At 53.3% G+C, this 14,198-nt stretch carries 14 protein-coding genes; 10 read left to right on the forward strand and 4 right to left on the reverse strand.

Annotated features, from left to right (window positions below):
* The first annotated feature begins 189 nt into the window (after positions 1-189).
* Complete coding sequence (gene ldtB, locus CKO_RS09725) at positions 190-1,110, forward strand: L,D-transpeptidase (protein WP_012133148.1); 921 nt, start codon at positions 190-192, stop codon at positions 1,108-1,110.
* 80 nt (positions 1,111-1,190) lie between these two features.
* Here the strand turns inward: ldtB and CKO_RS09730 are convergent, their stop codons facing one another.
* Positions 1,191-2,300, reverse strand: a complete 1,110-nt coding sequence (locus CKO_RS09730) for an anion transporter (protein WP_012133149.1) — start codon at positions 2,298-2,300, stop codon at positions 1,191-1,193.
* On the reverse strand, positions 2,297-2,770 hold the full coding sequence (gene mntR, locus CKO_RS09735; protein WP_012133150.1) for a manganese-binding transcriptional regulator MntR: 474 nt from the start codon (positions 2,768-2,770) through the stop codon (positions 2,297-2,299). The genes CKO_RS09730 and mntR overlap by 4 nt, the downstream gene beginning before the upstream one ends.
* A gap of 186 nt (positions 2,771-2,956) precedes the next feature.
* On the opposite strand from mntR, the gene mntS reads away from it, so the two are divergent.
* Both mntS and CKO_RS09745 read left to right on the forward strand, forming a co-directional pair.
* A complete protein-coding gene (gene mntS, locus CKO_RS09740; protein WP_047457949.1) occupies positions 2,957-3,085 on the forward strand; it encodes a manganase accumulation protein MntS in 129 nt (42 codons plus the stop codon).
* A 289-nt stretch (positions 3,086-3,374) separates the two neighbouring features.
* The gene (locus CKO_RS09745; RefSeq protein WP_012133152.1) at positions 3,375-4,961 is read left to right on the forward strand and encodes a phosphoethanolamine transferase; all 1,587 of its coding nucleotides are present in this window, start codon (positions 3,375-3,377) and stop codon (positions 4,959-4,961) included.
* Between the two features lie 152 nt (positions 4,962-5,113).
* On the opposite strand, the gene ompX is transcribed toward CKO_RS09745, so the two are convergent.
* Positions 5,114-5,629, reverse strand: a complete 516-nt coding sequence (gene ompX / locus CKO_RS09750; protein WP_012133153.1) for an outer membrane protein OmpX — start codon at positions 5,627-5,629, stop codon at positions 5,114-5,116.
* A 353-nt stretch (positions 5,630-5,982) separates the two neighbouring features.
* On the opposite strand from ompX, the gene rhtA reads away from it, so the two are divergent.
* From rhtA to ybiO, 6 genes are all read left to right on the forward strand, one after another.
* Positions 5,983-6,867 carry a threonine/homoserine exporter RhtA gene (gene rhtA, locus CKO_RS09755; RefSeq protein WP_012133156.1) on the forward strand — a complete coding sequence of 295 codons (885 nt, stop codon included), beginning with the start codon at positions 5,983-5,985 and terminating at the stop codon, positions 6,865-6,867.
* Between the two features lie 305 nt (positions 6,868-7,172).
* On the forward strand, positions 7,173-7,676 hold the full coding sequence (gene dps, locus CKO_RS09760; protein ID WP_012133159.1) for a DNA starvation/stationary phase protection protein Dps: 504 nt from the start codon (positions 7,173-7,175) through the stop codon (positions 7,674-7,676).
* A gap of 364 nt (positions 7,677-8,040) precedes the next feature.
* Positions 8,041-8,787, forward strand: a complete 747-nt coding sequence (glnH, locus tag CKO_RS09765; RefSeq protein ID WP_012133160.1) for a glutamine ABC transporter substrate-binding protein GlnH — start codon at positions 8,041-8,043, stop codon at positions 8,785-8,787.
* A gap of 95 nt (positions 8,788-8,882) precedes the next feature.
* A complete protein-coding gene (glnP, locus tag CKO_RS09770) occupies positions 8,883-9,542 on the forward strand; it encodes a glutamine ABC transporter permease GlnP (protein ID WP_012133162.1) in 660 nt (219 codons plus the stop codon).
* Positions 9,539-10,261: a glutamine ABC transporter ATP-binding protein GlnQ gene (glnQ, locus tag CKO_RS09775; RefSeq protein ID WP_012133163.1), complete on the forward strand. Its 723-nt coding sequence runs from the start codon at positions 9,539-9,541 to the stop codon at positions 10,259-10,261. Before glnP ends, glnQ begins: the two co-directional genes overlap by 4 nt.
* Before the next feature lie 118 nt (positions 10,262-10,379).
* Positions 10,380-12,614, forward strand: a complete 2,235-nt coding sequence (gene ybiO, locus CKO_RS09780) for a mechanosensitive channel protein (RefSeq protein ID WP_012133164.1) — start codon at positions 10,380-10,382, stop codon at positions 12,612-12,614.
* Here the strand turns inward: ybiO and rlmF are convergent.
* Positions 12,611-13,537 (reverse strand): 23S rRNA (adenine(1618)-N(6))-methyltransferase RlmF, encoded by a 927-nt coding sequence (rlmF, locus tag CKO_RS09785; protein WP_012133165.1) that lies wholly within the window; start codon positions 13,535-13,537, stop codon positions 12,611-12,613. The two genes, ybiO and rlmF, sit on opposite strands and share 4 nt — an antisense overlap.
* Positions 13,538-13,823: 286 nt before the next feature.
* On the opposite strand from rlmF, the gene mcbA reads away from it, so the two are divergent.
* Positions 13,824-14,084: a DUF1471 family periplasmic protein McbA gene (mcbA, locus tag CKO_RS09790; protein WP_012133167.1), complete on the forward strand. Its 261-nt coding sequence runs from the start codon at positions 13,824-13,826 to the stop codon at positions 14,082-14,084.
* The last annotated feature ends 114 nt before the right edge of the window (positions 14,085-14,198 follow it).

Here is a 14,198-nt window from a genome sequence, read left to right on the forward strand (position 1 = left end):
CGCTTATTATGCCACAAGTCTTAAATAAGATCGCGCCTCACGGTAAGCCGCTAAAATTGTCCTCACGGGAAAAAAATGTGATTTCGTACACATCTGAATTCCCACTTAACGGGAATGCACATATAATGCGCTCCCAACATGACAGAATTCTCAACCCAATAGCCTGCCAGGCACTGAATCTCGCATAACATGAATATGAAATTAACAACGTTTTTCGCGGCGGCCCTCGCTGTAGTTGGCTTTTGCAGCACCGCCTCAGCGGTGACTTATCCTTTACCGACCGATGGCAGTCGCGTCGTTGGTCAAAACCAGGTGATCACTATCCCGGAAGGCAATACCCAACCGCTGGAGTATTTTGCGGCTGAATACCAGATGGGGCTGTCTAACATGCTGGAAGCGAATCCGGGTGTTGATACCTTCCTGCCAAAAGGCGGTACGGTGCTGAACATTCCTCAGCAGCTGATCCTGCCGGACACCGTGCATGAAGGCATTGTCATTAACAGTGCGGAAATGCGTCTGTACTACTACCCGAAAGGCACCAATACGGTGATCGTCCTGCCGATTGGTATCGGTCAGTTAGGGAAAGACACGCCAATCAACTGGACAACGAAAGTTGAGCGTAAGAAAGCAGGCCCGACCTGGACGCCGACGGCGAAAATGCATGCCGAATACCGCGCGGCGGGCGAACCGCTGCCTGCCGTCGTGCCGGCTGGCCCGGATAACCCGATGGGTCTGTACGCGCTGTACATTGGTCGTCTGTATGCGATTCATGGCACCAACGCCAACTTCGGTATCGGCCTGCGCGTCAGCCACGGCTGCGTCCGTCTGCGTAACGACGACATCAAGTTCCTGTTTGAAAATGTGCCGGTCGGCACCCGCGTACAGTTTATCGACGAGCCGGTGAAAGCGACCACTGAGCCAGATGGCAGCCGTTACATTGAAGTCCATAACCCTCTGTCTACCACGGAAGCGCAGTTCGAAGGCGGCGAGATCGTACCGATTAACCTGAACAAAAGCGTTCAGAGCGTCACCAGCCAGCCTGATGTCGATCAGTCTGTGGTTGAGCAGGCCGTTCAGAACCGTTCCGGTATGCCGGTTCGTCTGAACTGATCAGAGCCATGTGCCGGGTGGCGACTCTCGCCTTACCCGGCCTACCGCATCGGCCCGATAAGCGTAGCGCCATCGGGCCATCACTTCAGCAGCAACAATCCATATCCCACCAGCGCCGCCCAGAGCAGCATCGGCAACGAATACCAATGAAACCGCCACCAGATACGCCGATCATTTGCCATCCGCAATGCAATCAGATTCGCCAGCGATCCCGGTAGCAAACCAAAACCACCGATATTGACCGCCCAGGCCAGCAACGCGGTCGGCGGAACGTAGTTGAGCAATAAAATCGTGGCGGGCACATTGCTGATAAACTGCGACAGACCGAGTGCAGTCAGCCAAAGCCCCGGCGCAGAGAGCGTTTCAACATGGCGCAGTACGCCCTGTAACACCGGTAGCTGTATCAATAAATGCACGTCGATAAACATCGCCATAAACACCAGCAGTAACGTCCAGTCGACGCTCAGTACCACGCGGCGCGCCAGGACGATGAACCCTGCCGCCACAATCGCCAGCCCCCAGAGTTCCTGCTTCAGTTCAAGCGCGGTCAGAAACACGATATACAACCCAAGGCAGCTCCACACCAAGCGCGGTTGCCACTCAGGGGCGCGCGTACCGGTATGGTACTGCAACGCCTTCCCCGGAAAACAAAGGCCACACAGCACCAACAGCGTCAGCATCATCACGGCGGCAAGCGGCGCCATCTGCCAGACAAAAGCCGCAAATGAGAGACCGGAACGCCCCCACAACAAAATATTTTGCGGATTGCCAATCGGCGTGAGCAGCGAACCGGCATTGACCGCCAGCGCCTCAAAGATAATCAGCCGGTTTACCGGAATCGCACACAGTCTTTTCAGGGTAATGGTCAGCGGAACGACGATAAACAGCGCCACATCGTTGGTCAGGAACGTTGACAGCACCGCCGCCGCCAGCACCATAAACATTGCCAGGCGGCGTTCCGTTTTAAAACGACGAACCATTCTGCGGCCCAGCACATCAAAATATCCGCTCAGCTCAACGCCTTTGGTCAGCAACATCAAACCGCTCAGCGTAATAATGGTGTGCCAGTCAATTGCACCCGGCCAGGTGCGGGGAGTAAACGGGACGAACAGACTGAGTCCGGCCCCGACAAGGAGTAATAACAGCAGGAAACGATCGCGTCTTAATGCCCGCAGAAAAGGAAAACTCATTCAGAAGGCGTTCCGTGCTTTTGCGTAAACAGGCGGAAAGCCTCAAGCGTTTCCTGACTTACATGGTGCTCCATCCCTTCCGCATCGCGGCGTGCGATTTCCGGGCTGACACCCAGCACCAGTAAAAAGTTTTCCACGATCTGGTGGCGTTCACGGCTTTCCTGCGCCAGCTTCTCGCCTTCTGCGGTCAAGAATACCCCGCGCCAGGGGATCATTTCGATAAGCCCTACCGACGCCAGACGCTTGAGCATCTTGGCGACTGTCGGCTGGGAAACGCCAAGTCGCGCCGCCATATCAACCTGACGCGCTTCACCGACCTCGATAATTAAATCGGAAATCAGCTCAACGTAGTCATCAATCAGTTCACGGCGATGCGCTTCCCTGACCTGGCGGAACCCTTCGACGTGTTCTTCGACATTCACTAATTGCGTCACTTTTTTTGTTGTTGGCGTACCTGCGCGACGACTCATTCTGCTTCCTCGTTACTGTGACGCGTTAATTGCATCTGGCTGGAGTGGGTCCATTGTAAACCAGAGTTGCACAGGCTCAAAAATTTAACGTTTTAGCAATAGCTATATAATATAGCCTGTGCTATATCTGTATGTAATGCAGGCATCCCTCACGGATTGATGGGATCGTAAAGTCAGGAGGTTTCTATGAACGAATTTAAGAGGTGTATGCGCGTGTTTAGCCACTCTCCCTTTAAAGTACGGTTAATGCTGCTGTCCATGCTGTGTGACATGATCAACGGCAAACCCGAGCAGGATCAGCCCTCGTCAAAATAACGCGGCGTCGCGGTACGCCGCTCCATTTTGACGCCATCTTCGCGGCCATCAAGGCGCGCTCGCGCTGTGTTTTATCTCAATACCCTTTCTTTTTGTCGGTTTTGCTGCCCCCTTCGCAAAACATTTTCCTTGTAGTAGTTGACCTTCTTATACACACGCTCTATCGTTGCGCAGCCCTGCATATATTGCGGCTCGCAGATGCGGACCCCATCCCCTCTTCACGCACTTTCCGGCAGGTATTGACCCTTAACGCCAGGGTGAGCACATGGCGTTTTTGCAATAGTGGCATATGAATTTAACCCTCAAAGACTCGCTTATTGCCCGCAGCAGGGCCATTAGCCCGTGGACTGGCTTCTACTTTTTACAGTCGCTGCTGATTAACCTCGCGTCGGGCTACCCGTTTAGCCTGTTCTATACAGCGGCCTTTACCTGCCTATTGCTGTTGCTCTGGCGCACCTCGCCGCGCGCGCAAAAGGTGTTGATCGGGCTATGCTCGCTGATCGCCGCCATGTATTTCCCGTTCGGCCAGGCCTACGGCTCGCCAAACTTTAATACGCTGCTGGCGCTGCATTCGACCAACGTGGAAGAGTCCACCGAAATCCTGACCATCTTCCCGTGGTACAACTATCTGGTAGGCCTCTTTATCTTTGCACTGGGCGTGATTGCCGTTCGCCGTAAGCAAGAGACGGAGAAAAAAGCCTGGCGCGTTGTGGACAGCGTGTGTCTGCTGTTCAGCCTCATCGCCTTTTTTGTCGCGCCGGTGCAAAACCTGGCGTGGGGCGGCGTGTTTAAATTAAAAGACACCGGCTACCCGGTTTTTCGCTTCGTGAAGGATGTCATCGTTAACAACAATGAGGTGATTGAGGAGCAAGAGCGGATGGCGAAGCTGTCCGGGATGAAGGATACCTGGACGGTCACTGCGGTTAAGCCCCGATACCATACCTACGTGGTGGTGATCGGTGAAAGCGCTCGGCGTGACGCAATGGGCGCATTCGGCGGTCACTGGGATAACACCCCGTTCGCCAGTACCGCCAACGGTTATTTTTTCATGGATTACGTTGCCGCCAGCGGCTCAACGCAAAAATCGCTCGGTTTAACGCTCAACCGCGTGGTCGACAACAAGCCGCAATTCCAGGATAACTTTGTGACGCTGGCCAACCGTGCCGGTTTCCAGACCTGGTGGTTCTCGAATCAGGGGCAAATCGGCGAATACGATACGGCTATCGCCAGCATCGCGAAACGTGCCGATGAAGCGCACTTCCTGAAAAGCGGAGACTTCGAAGCCGACAAGAATACGCGTGACGATGCGCTGTTAAAAATGACCGCTCAGGTACTGGAGACAGAACGCACGCAGCCGCAGTTAATCGTGCTGCACCTGATGGGATCGCACCCGCAGGCCTGCGATCGCACGCAGGGAAAATACGACGTTTTCGTGCAGTCGAAAGAGACCTCTTGCTACCTGTACACCATGACCCAAACGGACGCGCTGCTGGGAAAACTGTACGCGCAGTTGCGTAACAGCGGCGACAGCTTCTCTATGGTCTACTTCTCGGATCATGGCCTCGCATTTAAAGAGCGCGGGAAAGAGGTGCAGTATCTGGCGCATGACGACAGGTATCAGCAGAATTTTCAGGTGCCGTTTATGGTGCTTTCCAGCGATGACAAAGCGCATCGCGTGATTAAAGCGCGCCGCTCGGCAAATGATTTCTTAGGCTTTTTCTCGCAATGGACGGGGATCAGCGCGAAGGAGATTAAAACCAAATACCGTTTTATCTCTGAGCAGAAAGCCGGACCGGTCTTCATCACCAACTTCAAGTTGCAGAAGGTGGATTACAACCATCTGGGTACGGATATTTTTAGTACCAAACAGCGCTAAACCTGTAGTCCTGATAATGTTGTAGGCCTGATAAGACGCCTCAGCGTCGCCATCAGGCATTGCCGGATGGCGGCATAAATACCTTATCCGGCCTACACATCAGACAAAAAAAATCCGCCCCGAGGGGCGGATTTTTCATATCACCGAAGTGATTAGAAGCGGTAACCAACACCGGCGATCCAGGTGCCGACGTCCACGTTACGGATACGGCTCTGCTCATAGGAGAAGTCCAGCGCAACGTTTTCGATCGGGTTGAACTGCAAACCGGCACCGTAGGAGAAACCGTAGTCGCTGGTGTCGTGTTTGTCAGCCGGAGTGGCAGCAGTCTGGAATTTACCGTAACCCACACCAACAACACCGTAGATGCTTGCCCAGTCGTTCAGACGGTAAGCAGGGCCGGCGGTGAGGCCGTAGTACTGAGTTTTGTTGTAATCGCCAGCACCGTTAGTACGATCTTTTTCTGTGTAGGTGAAGGAACCGATTACGCCCAGCGGGTTGTTGTCCTGCTCGTAGCGATACTTCAGGTTAAAACCGTTCATTTTGTTCGCTGCGCCCTGAGCATCGCTCTGAGCGTAACCACCCGTAACGGTAGAAGTAGCAGCTACAGCAGTACCTGCGGAAATAGCCAGAACAGCGGCCAGTGCTGAAAGACATGCAATTTTTTTCATAACCACCTCAAATGTGCTTCAAGTAAATCCTAAGTTATAAATATATCAAAAATTGATGAGAAACTCTTTGCGATTCGCGATGTCTAACGGGTCTTTTCGTGTAACAGAACATTTCCATAACCCGCTATCTCTTTCAAATAACATCACTTTTCCGGTGAAGCGCACCATTATTACGCGCACAATATGGTACATTCATCCAGATAATTCCTAATTACGCAGTTTATTAATCCATCAATTCATCGATATTTTACGGATTCTCCGGGATTTTTTTTCAACGAATACTCAACCGTCAGAGGTTATTTCTATTACACTGCCTTTTTTACTTCTATTGACATTAATTGACAGGAGAAAGGATGCCGGGGTCGTCACGTAAGCCAGTCTGGCTGCCTATTTTGGTTTTGCTCATTGCGATGTCCTCTATTCAGAGCGGAGCCTCGCTGGCGAAATCGCTGTTCCCTCTCGTCGGGGCGCCGGGCGTTACCGCACTGCGTCTGGCATTAGGCACGCTAATCCTGATTGCGTTCTTTAAGCCCTGGCGTCTGCGCTTTGCCAGAGAACAGCGGCTGCCGCTCCTGTTTTACGGTCTGTCGCTTGGCGGGATGAACTACCTGTTTTACCTGTCTATTCAGACGGTGCCGCTCGGCATCGCCGTTGCGCTGGAGTTCACCGGGCCGCTGGCGGTCGCGCTGTTCTCGTCCAGACGGCCTGTCGATTTCATCTGGGTTGTGCTGGCCGTGCTTGGACTCTGGTTCCTGTTGCCGCTTGGTCAGGGCGTATCGCATGTTGATTTAACGGGCGCCGCGCTGGCGCTCGGCGCAGGCGCCTGCTGGGCTATCTATATTCTGACCGGGCAGCGGGCGGGTGAAGAACACGGCCCCGCGACCGTGGCGGTAGGCTCGCTCATTGCGGCGATCGTTTTCGTTCCGGTTGGCGCGCTACAGGCGGGAGAAGCACTATGGCACTGGTCGATTCTCCCGCTGGGTCTGGCTGTCGCCGTGCTGTCAACGGCGCTGCCCTACTCGCTGGAAATGATCGCGCTGACGCGACTGCCCACGCGAACGTTTGGAACGCTGATGAGCATGGAGCCCGCGCTGGCTGCCGTTTCGGGGATGATTTTCCTGGGAGAAACGCTGACGCTGGTGCAGCTTCTGGCATTAGCCGCCATCATTGCCGCCTCGATGGGGTCCACGCTCACCATCCGGCGAGAAACGAAAATTCAGCAAGTCGACATTAATTAACGTTACAATTCTGCATGATTTGCATAATCATGCAGAATATTGCTTTTATCCTTCTCATTATTATTATCTCCGCTATTTTTCTGCTACCTGCAAACCTATTTATGTTTATCGCTCATAGTGAATGAGAATTATTAACATGCTGACACTTAATTTAATAACATACTGATTTTTAATCATTTTCAATATTAAACACTTTCTGCGCTATTAAAGTGATAGGCACAGACAGAAAAGCAAAATGAAAAACCGGTGCTATACTTAGTTTCGTTAATTACCTGGGACACAAAACATCAAGAGGATATGAGATTATGAGTACCGCTAAACTGGTAAAAACGAAAGCGTCTAATCTGCTTTATACCCGCAACGATGTATCAGACAGCGATAAGAAAGCGACGGTTGAGTTGCTGAATCGTCAGGTGATCCAGTTCATTGACCTGTCACTGATCACTAAGCAGGCTCACTGGAATATGCGCGGTGCTAACTTTATTGCCGTACATGAGATGCTGGATGGCTTCCGTACAGCGCTGACCGACCACCTTGATACCATGGCAGAACGTGCCGTACAGCTGGGTGGCGTGGCATTAGGGACAACGCAAGTGATTAACAGCAAAACACCGCTGAAAAGCTATCCGCTGGATATCCATAGCGTTCAGGATCACCTGAAAGAGCTGGCGGATCGTTACTCTGTTGTCGCCAATGATGTTCGTAAAGCCATCAGCGAAGCCAAAGACGAAGACACTGCTGATATCTTTACCGCTGCTTCCCGCGACCTCGATAAATTCCTGTGGTTCATCGAAGCCAACATCGAATAAGCAGCATGATAAGTAAGACCTATGAACCCTCGCTTCGGCGGGGGTTTTGCACTTTTATAGTGCATCAAATTTCTTCCGCCCTGCCGTAAAGTAAAATATTTGTAATAATCACCTCACACAATCGTTAACGAGAGATTGTTTTAGCAACAATTTTTGCGCTAAATAGTCATACCGTTTGCACCTGATTCGGTCTGCACTAAATCAGTGCCCCAAAACGGTGCAATCCGTCAGTTTTGCCACGCTTATTGTGCATTAAAATGAAACGCCTTCTTTTTAAAACAATGAGTTGCATAATTGGCACGATTCTTTCATTACGCCATATGTTCTCGCAGGGGATCGCCCCGTGGATATAAAAGGAAATGCTATGAAGTCTGTATTAAAAGTTTCACTGGCTGCACTTACCCTGGCTTTTGCGGTGTCTTCTCACGCCGCGGATAAGAAACTCGTCGTGGCAACCGACACGGCGTTCGTTCCGTTTGAATTCAAACAGGGCGACAAATACGTTGGCTTTGATGTGGATCTGTGGGCCGCTGTCGCGAAAGAGCTGAATCTGGACTACACCCTGAAACCGATGGATTTCAGCGGCATCATCCCGGCGTTGCAAACCAAAAACGTCGACCTGGCGCTGGCAGGCATCACGATCACCGACGAACGTAAAAAAGCGATCGACTTCTCTGACGGCTATTACAAAAGCGGTCTGTTGGTCATGGTGAAAGCCAATAACAACGATGTGAAAAGCGTGAAAGACCTCGACGGCAAAGTGGTTGCGGTGAAGAGCGGTACCGGTTCTGTCGATTACGCGAAAGCGAACATCAAAACCAAAGATCTGCGTCAGTTCCCGAACATCGATAACGCCTACATGGAACTGGGCACCAACCGCGCAGACGCCGTTCTGCACGATACGCCAAACATCCTCTATTTCATCAAAACCGCGGGCAATGGTCAGTTCAAAGCGGTAGGTGAGTCTCTGGAAGCGCAGCAATACGGCATCGCCTTCCCGAAAGGCAGCGACGAACTGCGTGAGAAAGTGAACGGCGCGCTGAAAACGCTGCGTGAAAACGGCACCTATAACGAAATCTACAAAAAATGGTTCGGTACTGAACCTAAATAATAACGCTGTATTTTAGCTCGTTACGCCCGGTGGCGCTTGCGCTTACCGGGCGTACAGGCCTTTGAGTACTTTCACCACGGTAACAGGAACAATTTATGGAGTTTGACTGGAGTGCCATCTGGCCCGCCATCCCGCTGTTGATTGAAGGCGCCAAAATGACCCTGTGGATTTCAATCCTTGGTCTGGCTGGCGGCCTGGTCATCGGGCTGCTTGCGGGTTTTGCGCGCACCTTTGGTGGTTGGATCGCCAACCACGTTGCGCTGGTCTTTATCGAAGTGATTCGCGGTACGCCTATCGTTGTGCAGGTGATGTTTATCTACTTCGCGTTGCCGATGGCGTTTAACGATCTGCGAATTGATCCCTTCAGCGCCGCCGTTGTTACCATCATGATTAACTCGGGCGCGTACATTGCAGAAATCACGCGCGGTGCGGTGCTGTCTATCCACAAAGGTTTTCGCGAAGCGGGCCTGGCGTTAGGACTGTCTCGCGGCGAAACCATTCGCCACGTTATTTTACCGCTCGCGCTGCGCCGTATGCTGCCGCCGCTCGGTAATCAGTGGATTATCAGCATCAAAGATACCTCGCTGTTTATTGTTATCGGCGTCGCTGAACTGACTCGTCAGGGGCAGGAAATCATCGCCGGTAACTTCCGCGCGCTGGAAATCTGGAGTGCCGTTGCGGTGTTCTATCTGATCATTACTCTGGTGCTGAGCTTCATTCTGCGTCGTCTGGAAAGAAGGATGAAAATCCTGTGATTGAATTTAAAAACGTCTCCAAGCATTTTGGGCCAACCCAGGTGCTGCACAATATTGATCTGAACATCAAACAGGGTGAAGTGGTGGTCATCATCGGGCCATCCGGCTCCGGGAAGTCCACTCTGCTGCGCTGCATCAACAAACTGGAAGAGATCACGTCCGGCGAGTTGATTGTTGATGGTCTGAAAGTGAACGATCCGAAGGTGGATGAGCGGTTAATCCGTCAGGAAGCCGGCATGGTGTTCCAGCAGTTCTATCTCTTCCCGCATCTGACGGCGCTGGAAAACGTCATGTTCGGGCCGCTGCGCGTGCGCGGCGCGAAGAAAGAAGATGCCGAAAAGCAGGCCAAAGAGTTATTAGCGAAAGTCGGGCTGGCAGAGCGTGCGCATCACTACCCTTCCGAACTTTCCGGTGGTCAGCAGCAGCGTGTGGCGATTGCCCGCGCGCTGGCAGTGAAGCCGAAAATGATGCTGTTTGACGAACCGACCTCCGCGCTGGACCCGGAACTGCGTCACGAAGTGCTGAAAGTCATGCAGGATCTGGCGGAAGAAGGGATGACAATGGTCATTGTGACCCACGAAATCGGCTTTGCCGAGAAAGTGGCCTCCCGTCTGATCTTCATCGACAAAGGGCGCATTGCGGAAGACGGTAATCCGCAAACCCTGATTGAAAATCCGCCCAGCCAGCGTTTGCAGGAGTTCTTGCAGCACGTTTCCTGAGGCACGCCCCTCCCTTCCGCCCGGAAGGGAGGGTTTCCCCGGAATCCTCCCATTTCAAATCCCTCCCCTTTAAGCATCTATACTTATCTTTTTGCTTATATTTCTCACAGGAGGAGTCATGCGGCGGATCCTGTTCATCCTCTTTTTACTGCTGGGCGCCCCCGCGCATGCGGTCGCGATCCCCGGCGTCACAACGGACGCCTCAGGCAGTCAGGAGGCCGCGCCTGCGGCTGAACCCGATGTCGAACAAAAGAAAGCCGCCTACGCAGCGCTGGCGGATGTGCTGGAGAACGAGACCTCTCGCAAGGAACTCATCGACCAGCTACGAAAAGTCGCCGCCACGCCGCCGCCAGAGCCCGTCCCTACGATAACGCCGCCCACGGTTACGGAAGAAAAAACGGTGCTGGAGAACGTAACCGACATCAGCCGGCGTTACGGAGAAGCCCTCTCCGGGCGCTTTGCCCAGCTTTATCGTAACATCACCGACTCGCCGCATAAGCCGTTTAACACGCAGACATTTACCAATGCCCTGACCCACTTCCTGATGCTGGCGGCCTCGGTGTTTGTCTTTTACTGGCTGATACGGCTTTGCGCGCTGCCGCTGTATCGCAAAATGGGTCAGTGGGCGCGCGCAAAAAATCGTGACCGCAGCAACTGGCTACAGCTTCCCGCAATGATTATCGGCGCATTTATCATCGATCTGCTCCTGCTGGCGCTGACCCTGTTTGTCGGGCAGATACTGAGCGACAGAATGAACGCCGGCAGCCGAACCATCGCCTTTCAACAAAGTCTGTTCCTGAACGCGTTTGCCCTGATTGAGTTTTTCAAAGCCATTCTGCGTCTGATCTTTTGCCCTAACGTAGCGGAGTTGCGTCCGTTCACGATTCAGGACGCCAGCGCGCGCTACTGGAATCGCCGTCTGAGTTCGCTCAGTAGCCTGATCGGCTATGGTCTGATCGTCGCCGTGCCGATTATCTCCAACCAGGTCAACGTCCAGGTCGGCGCGATGGCGAACGTCATCATCATGCTGTGCATTACACTGTGGGCGCTGTATCTGATCTTCAAAAACAAAAAAGAGATCACCCAACATCTGCTGAATCTCGCGGAACGGTCGCTGGCCTTTTTCAGTCTGTTTATTCGCGCCTTCGCGCTGGTGTGGCACTGGCTGGCCAGCGCCTATTTTATCGTGCTGTTTTTCTTCTCATTGTTCGACCCGGGCAACAGCCTGAAGTTTATGATGGGCGCGACGGTACGCAGCCTGCTCATTATCGGTGTCGCCGCGTTTGTTTCCGGCATGTTCTCACGCTGGATAGCCAAAACCATTACGCTGTCGCCCCCTACGCAGCGCAACTATCCTGAGCTGCAAAAACGGCTGAACGGCTGGCTGTCAACCGCCCTGAAAGCCGCGCGAATCTTGACGGTTTGCGTGGCGATCATGCTGTTGCTCAACGCCTGGGGGTTATTCGACTTCTGGAACTGGCTGCACAACGGCGCGGGAGAAAAAACCGTCGATATTCTGATCCGCATTGCGCTGATCCTCTTTTTCTCTGCGGTCGGATGGACCATCCTCGCCAGCCTGATTGAGAACCGCCTGGCGTCAGATATTCACGGCCGCCCCTTACCCAGCGCGCGTACCCGAACCCTGCTTACGCTGTTTCGTAACGCCCTGGCGGTGATCATCAGTACAATCACTATCATGATCGTGCTGTCGGAGATTGGCGTGAACATTGCCCCCTTACTGGCCGGCGCCGGGGCGCTGGGGCTGGCGATTTCGTTCGGTTCGCAAACGCTGGTGAAAGATATAATTACCGGCGTATTCATCCAGTTTGAAAACGGGATGAATACCGGCGATCTGGTGACTATCGGCCCGCTGACCGGTACGGTGGAACGAATGTCGATTCGCTCGGTAGGCGTGCGTCAGGATACCGGGGCGTACCACATTATTCCGTGGTCTTCGATTACCACCTTCGCGAACTTTGTGCGCGGCATTGGTTCGGTCGTGGCTAACTATGACGTGGATCGCCATGAAGATGCGGATAAAGCCAATCAGGCATTGAAGGACGCGGTGGCTGCGGTGATGGAGACGGAAGATATTCGCGGGTTGATTATCGGAGAACCGTCATTCTCCGGGATCGTCGGGCTGACCAATACCGCTTTTACGCTGCGGGTCTCCTTTACCACCTTGCCCTTAAAACAGTGGACGGTACGCTTCGCGCTCGACAGCCAGGTGAAAAAACATTTCGATCTGGCAGGCGTTCGCGCGCCGGTGCAAACGTATCAGGTACTGCCCGCACCGACGATCAGTCAGGCGCCAGCGACAGACCCCCTGCCGCCGAGCGAACCCACGCTTTAGCGCTTACGCGCCATAAAGCGGCGACGCTGATCGTCATCCATAAAGGTCCAGGCAATAAAGCGACTCTGCTTTTGCCCCTGGGCCATCTCCTTTTTGACCACTTTTACCGCCCCGACGTCCGTCAGCGCGCGGTACAGCGGCGGCAAATTTTCGCCGCGCGACACTAACGTGGTGAACCACATCACCTGGCGGCCAAAGGCCTGGCTTTCCGCGATCATCGTTTTGATAAACGCCACTTCCCCGCCTTCGCACCAGAGTTCCTGCTGCTGGCCGCCAAAATTCAGGGCATCGTTTTTATCCTGCCCCAGATTGCGACGTTTGCGCTCGCTCCCCGCACGGGCAGAAGCCGCCGAATCGTGGAACGGCGGATTGCACAGCGTGGCGTCATACTGTTCATTCTTATGAATGATGCCGTTGAAGATTGCCGCAGGATCTTTCTGCCGACGCAGACGAATCGATCGGGTTAATCCTGGGTTGCCGCTGATGATCACCTGGGCGCTGGCCAGCGCCTGCGCATGGACTTCGCTGCCGGTAAAGCGCCAGCCGTATTCATGCACGCCGATAAGCGGGTAAATGCAGTTCGCTCCTGTCCCCACATCCAGCACGCTCGCATCCGCCGGAATCGCGCCTGTGGTTTCGCCCAGCAGATCCGCCAGATGGTGAATATAATCGGCGCGGCCTGGCACCGGCGGGCACAGAAAGCCTTCGGGAATATCCCAGTTTGCCACCTGATAGAAATACGCCAGCAGCGCTTTATTGAGCGCCTTGACTGCCAAAGGATTCGCGAAATCAACGCTTTGCTCACCCGCAGGCGTACGGGTAAGAAATTGCGCCAGTTCTGGCGTGACCTGGCATAACGTCGCGAGATCGTAACGATGATGATGGCGATTACGTGGGTGCAATCCCGGTTTCTGGGCAGACATGGCATTCTCCTTTTAGCAGCGGCGTAAGATACTCGCATAACGCAACGCGGTAAACAAACCTGACGGAGAAAGCCCGCTTATACCGCAGACGAACACGGGTCGCTCCGCAGGCTTAGCGACAAAATCCTGGAAAATCAACAATCTGTATGTCATTGATTTGTCAATATTCGTCAAAAAATATCGTTCAAAAAACAAGCACATCATAATCAATTTTTTGCGTTAATTTTGCGTCATCAACGTCCTAAACTTATGAGGCACCACCTGTTGTTTCTAAGAGGATGCCGTTATGAAAAAATGCCTCACCGTACTGGCTGCTGCTCTGCTCACTGGCATGAGTTTTAGTGCATTCGCCGCGCAGCCGCTTAGCAGCTCAGAAGCAGGCCAGCTCAGACCCGCCGGGACCGTCTCGGCGACGGGCGCGACGACGCTGAGCGAACTTGAAAATAAACTGGCAGAAAAAGCGCGTGAACAAGGCGCCAAAGGTTTTGTCGTCAATTCTGCCGGTGGCGATAACCAAATGTATGGCACTGCCACTATCTACAAATAACCCCCTACCAGGTAACTGCATTCCCACCGAATGCAGTTTTCCTTAGCATGGAAAACGTCCCCCCGTCTTTTTCATTCGCTGATGTTTTTCGCTGACTGATATACCGGCCTGCTT

It is taken from the genome of Citrobacter koseri ATCC BAA-895 (assembly GCF_000018045.1).
Classification (GTDB): domain Bacteria; phylum Pseudomonadota; class Gammaproteobacteria; order Enterobacterales; family Enterobacteriaceae; genus Citrobacter_B; species Citrobacter_B koseri.

Bases quoted from the DNA above. Each gene is read 5' to 3' on its own strand.
- dps (WP_012133159.1), top strand. From the start codon at position 7,173: ATGAGTACCGCTAAACTGGTAAAAACGAAAGCGTCTAATCTGCTTTAT.
- glnP (WP_012133162.1), top strand. From the start codon at position 8,883: ATGGAGTTTGACTGGAGTGCCATCTGGCCCGCCATCCCGCTGTTGATT.
- CKO_RS09745 (WP_012133152.1), top strand. From the start codon at position 3,375: ATGAATTTAACCCTCAAAGACTCGCTTATTGCCCGCAGCAGGGCCATT.
- mcbA (WP_012133167.1), top strand. From the start codon at position 13,824: ATGAAAAAATGCCTCACCGTACTGGCTGCTGCTCTGCTCACTGGCATG.
- CKO_RS09730 (WP_012133149.1), bottom strand. From the start codon at position 2,300: ATGAGTTTTCCTTTTCTGCGGGCATTAAGACGCGATCGTTTCCTGCTG.
- rlmF (WP_012133165.1), bottom strand. From the start codon at position 13,537: ATGTCTGCCCAGAAACCGGGATTGCACCCACGTAATCGCCATCATCAT.
- ybiO (WP_012133164.1), top strand. From the start codon at position 10,380: ATGCGGCGGATCCTGTTCATCCTCTTTTTACTGCTGGGCGCCCCCGCG.
- ldtB (WP_012133148.1), top strand. From the start codon at position 190: ATGAATATGAAATTAACAACGTTTTTCGCGGCGGCCCTCGCTGTAGTT.
- rhtA (WP_012133156.1), top strand. From the start codon at position 5,983: ATGCCGGGGTCGTCACGTAAGCCAGTCTGGCTGCCTATTTTGGTTTTG.
- ompX (WP_012133153.1), bottom strand. From the start codon at position 5,629: ATGAAAAAAATTGCATGTCTTTCAGCACTGGCCGCTGTTCTGGCTATT.
- mntS (WP_047457949.1), top strand. From the start codon at position 2,957: ATGAACGAATTTAAGAGGTGTATGCGCGTGTTTAGCCACTCTCCCTTT.
- glnH (WP_012133160.1), top strand. From the start codon at position 8,041: ATGAAGTCTGTATTAAAAGTTTCACTGGCTGCACTTACCCTGGCTTTT.
- mntR (WP_012133150.1), bottom strand. From the start codon at position 2,770: ATGAGTCGTCGCGCAGGTACGCCAACAACAAAAAAAGTGACGCAATTA.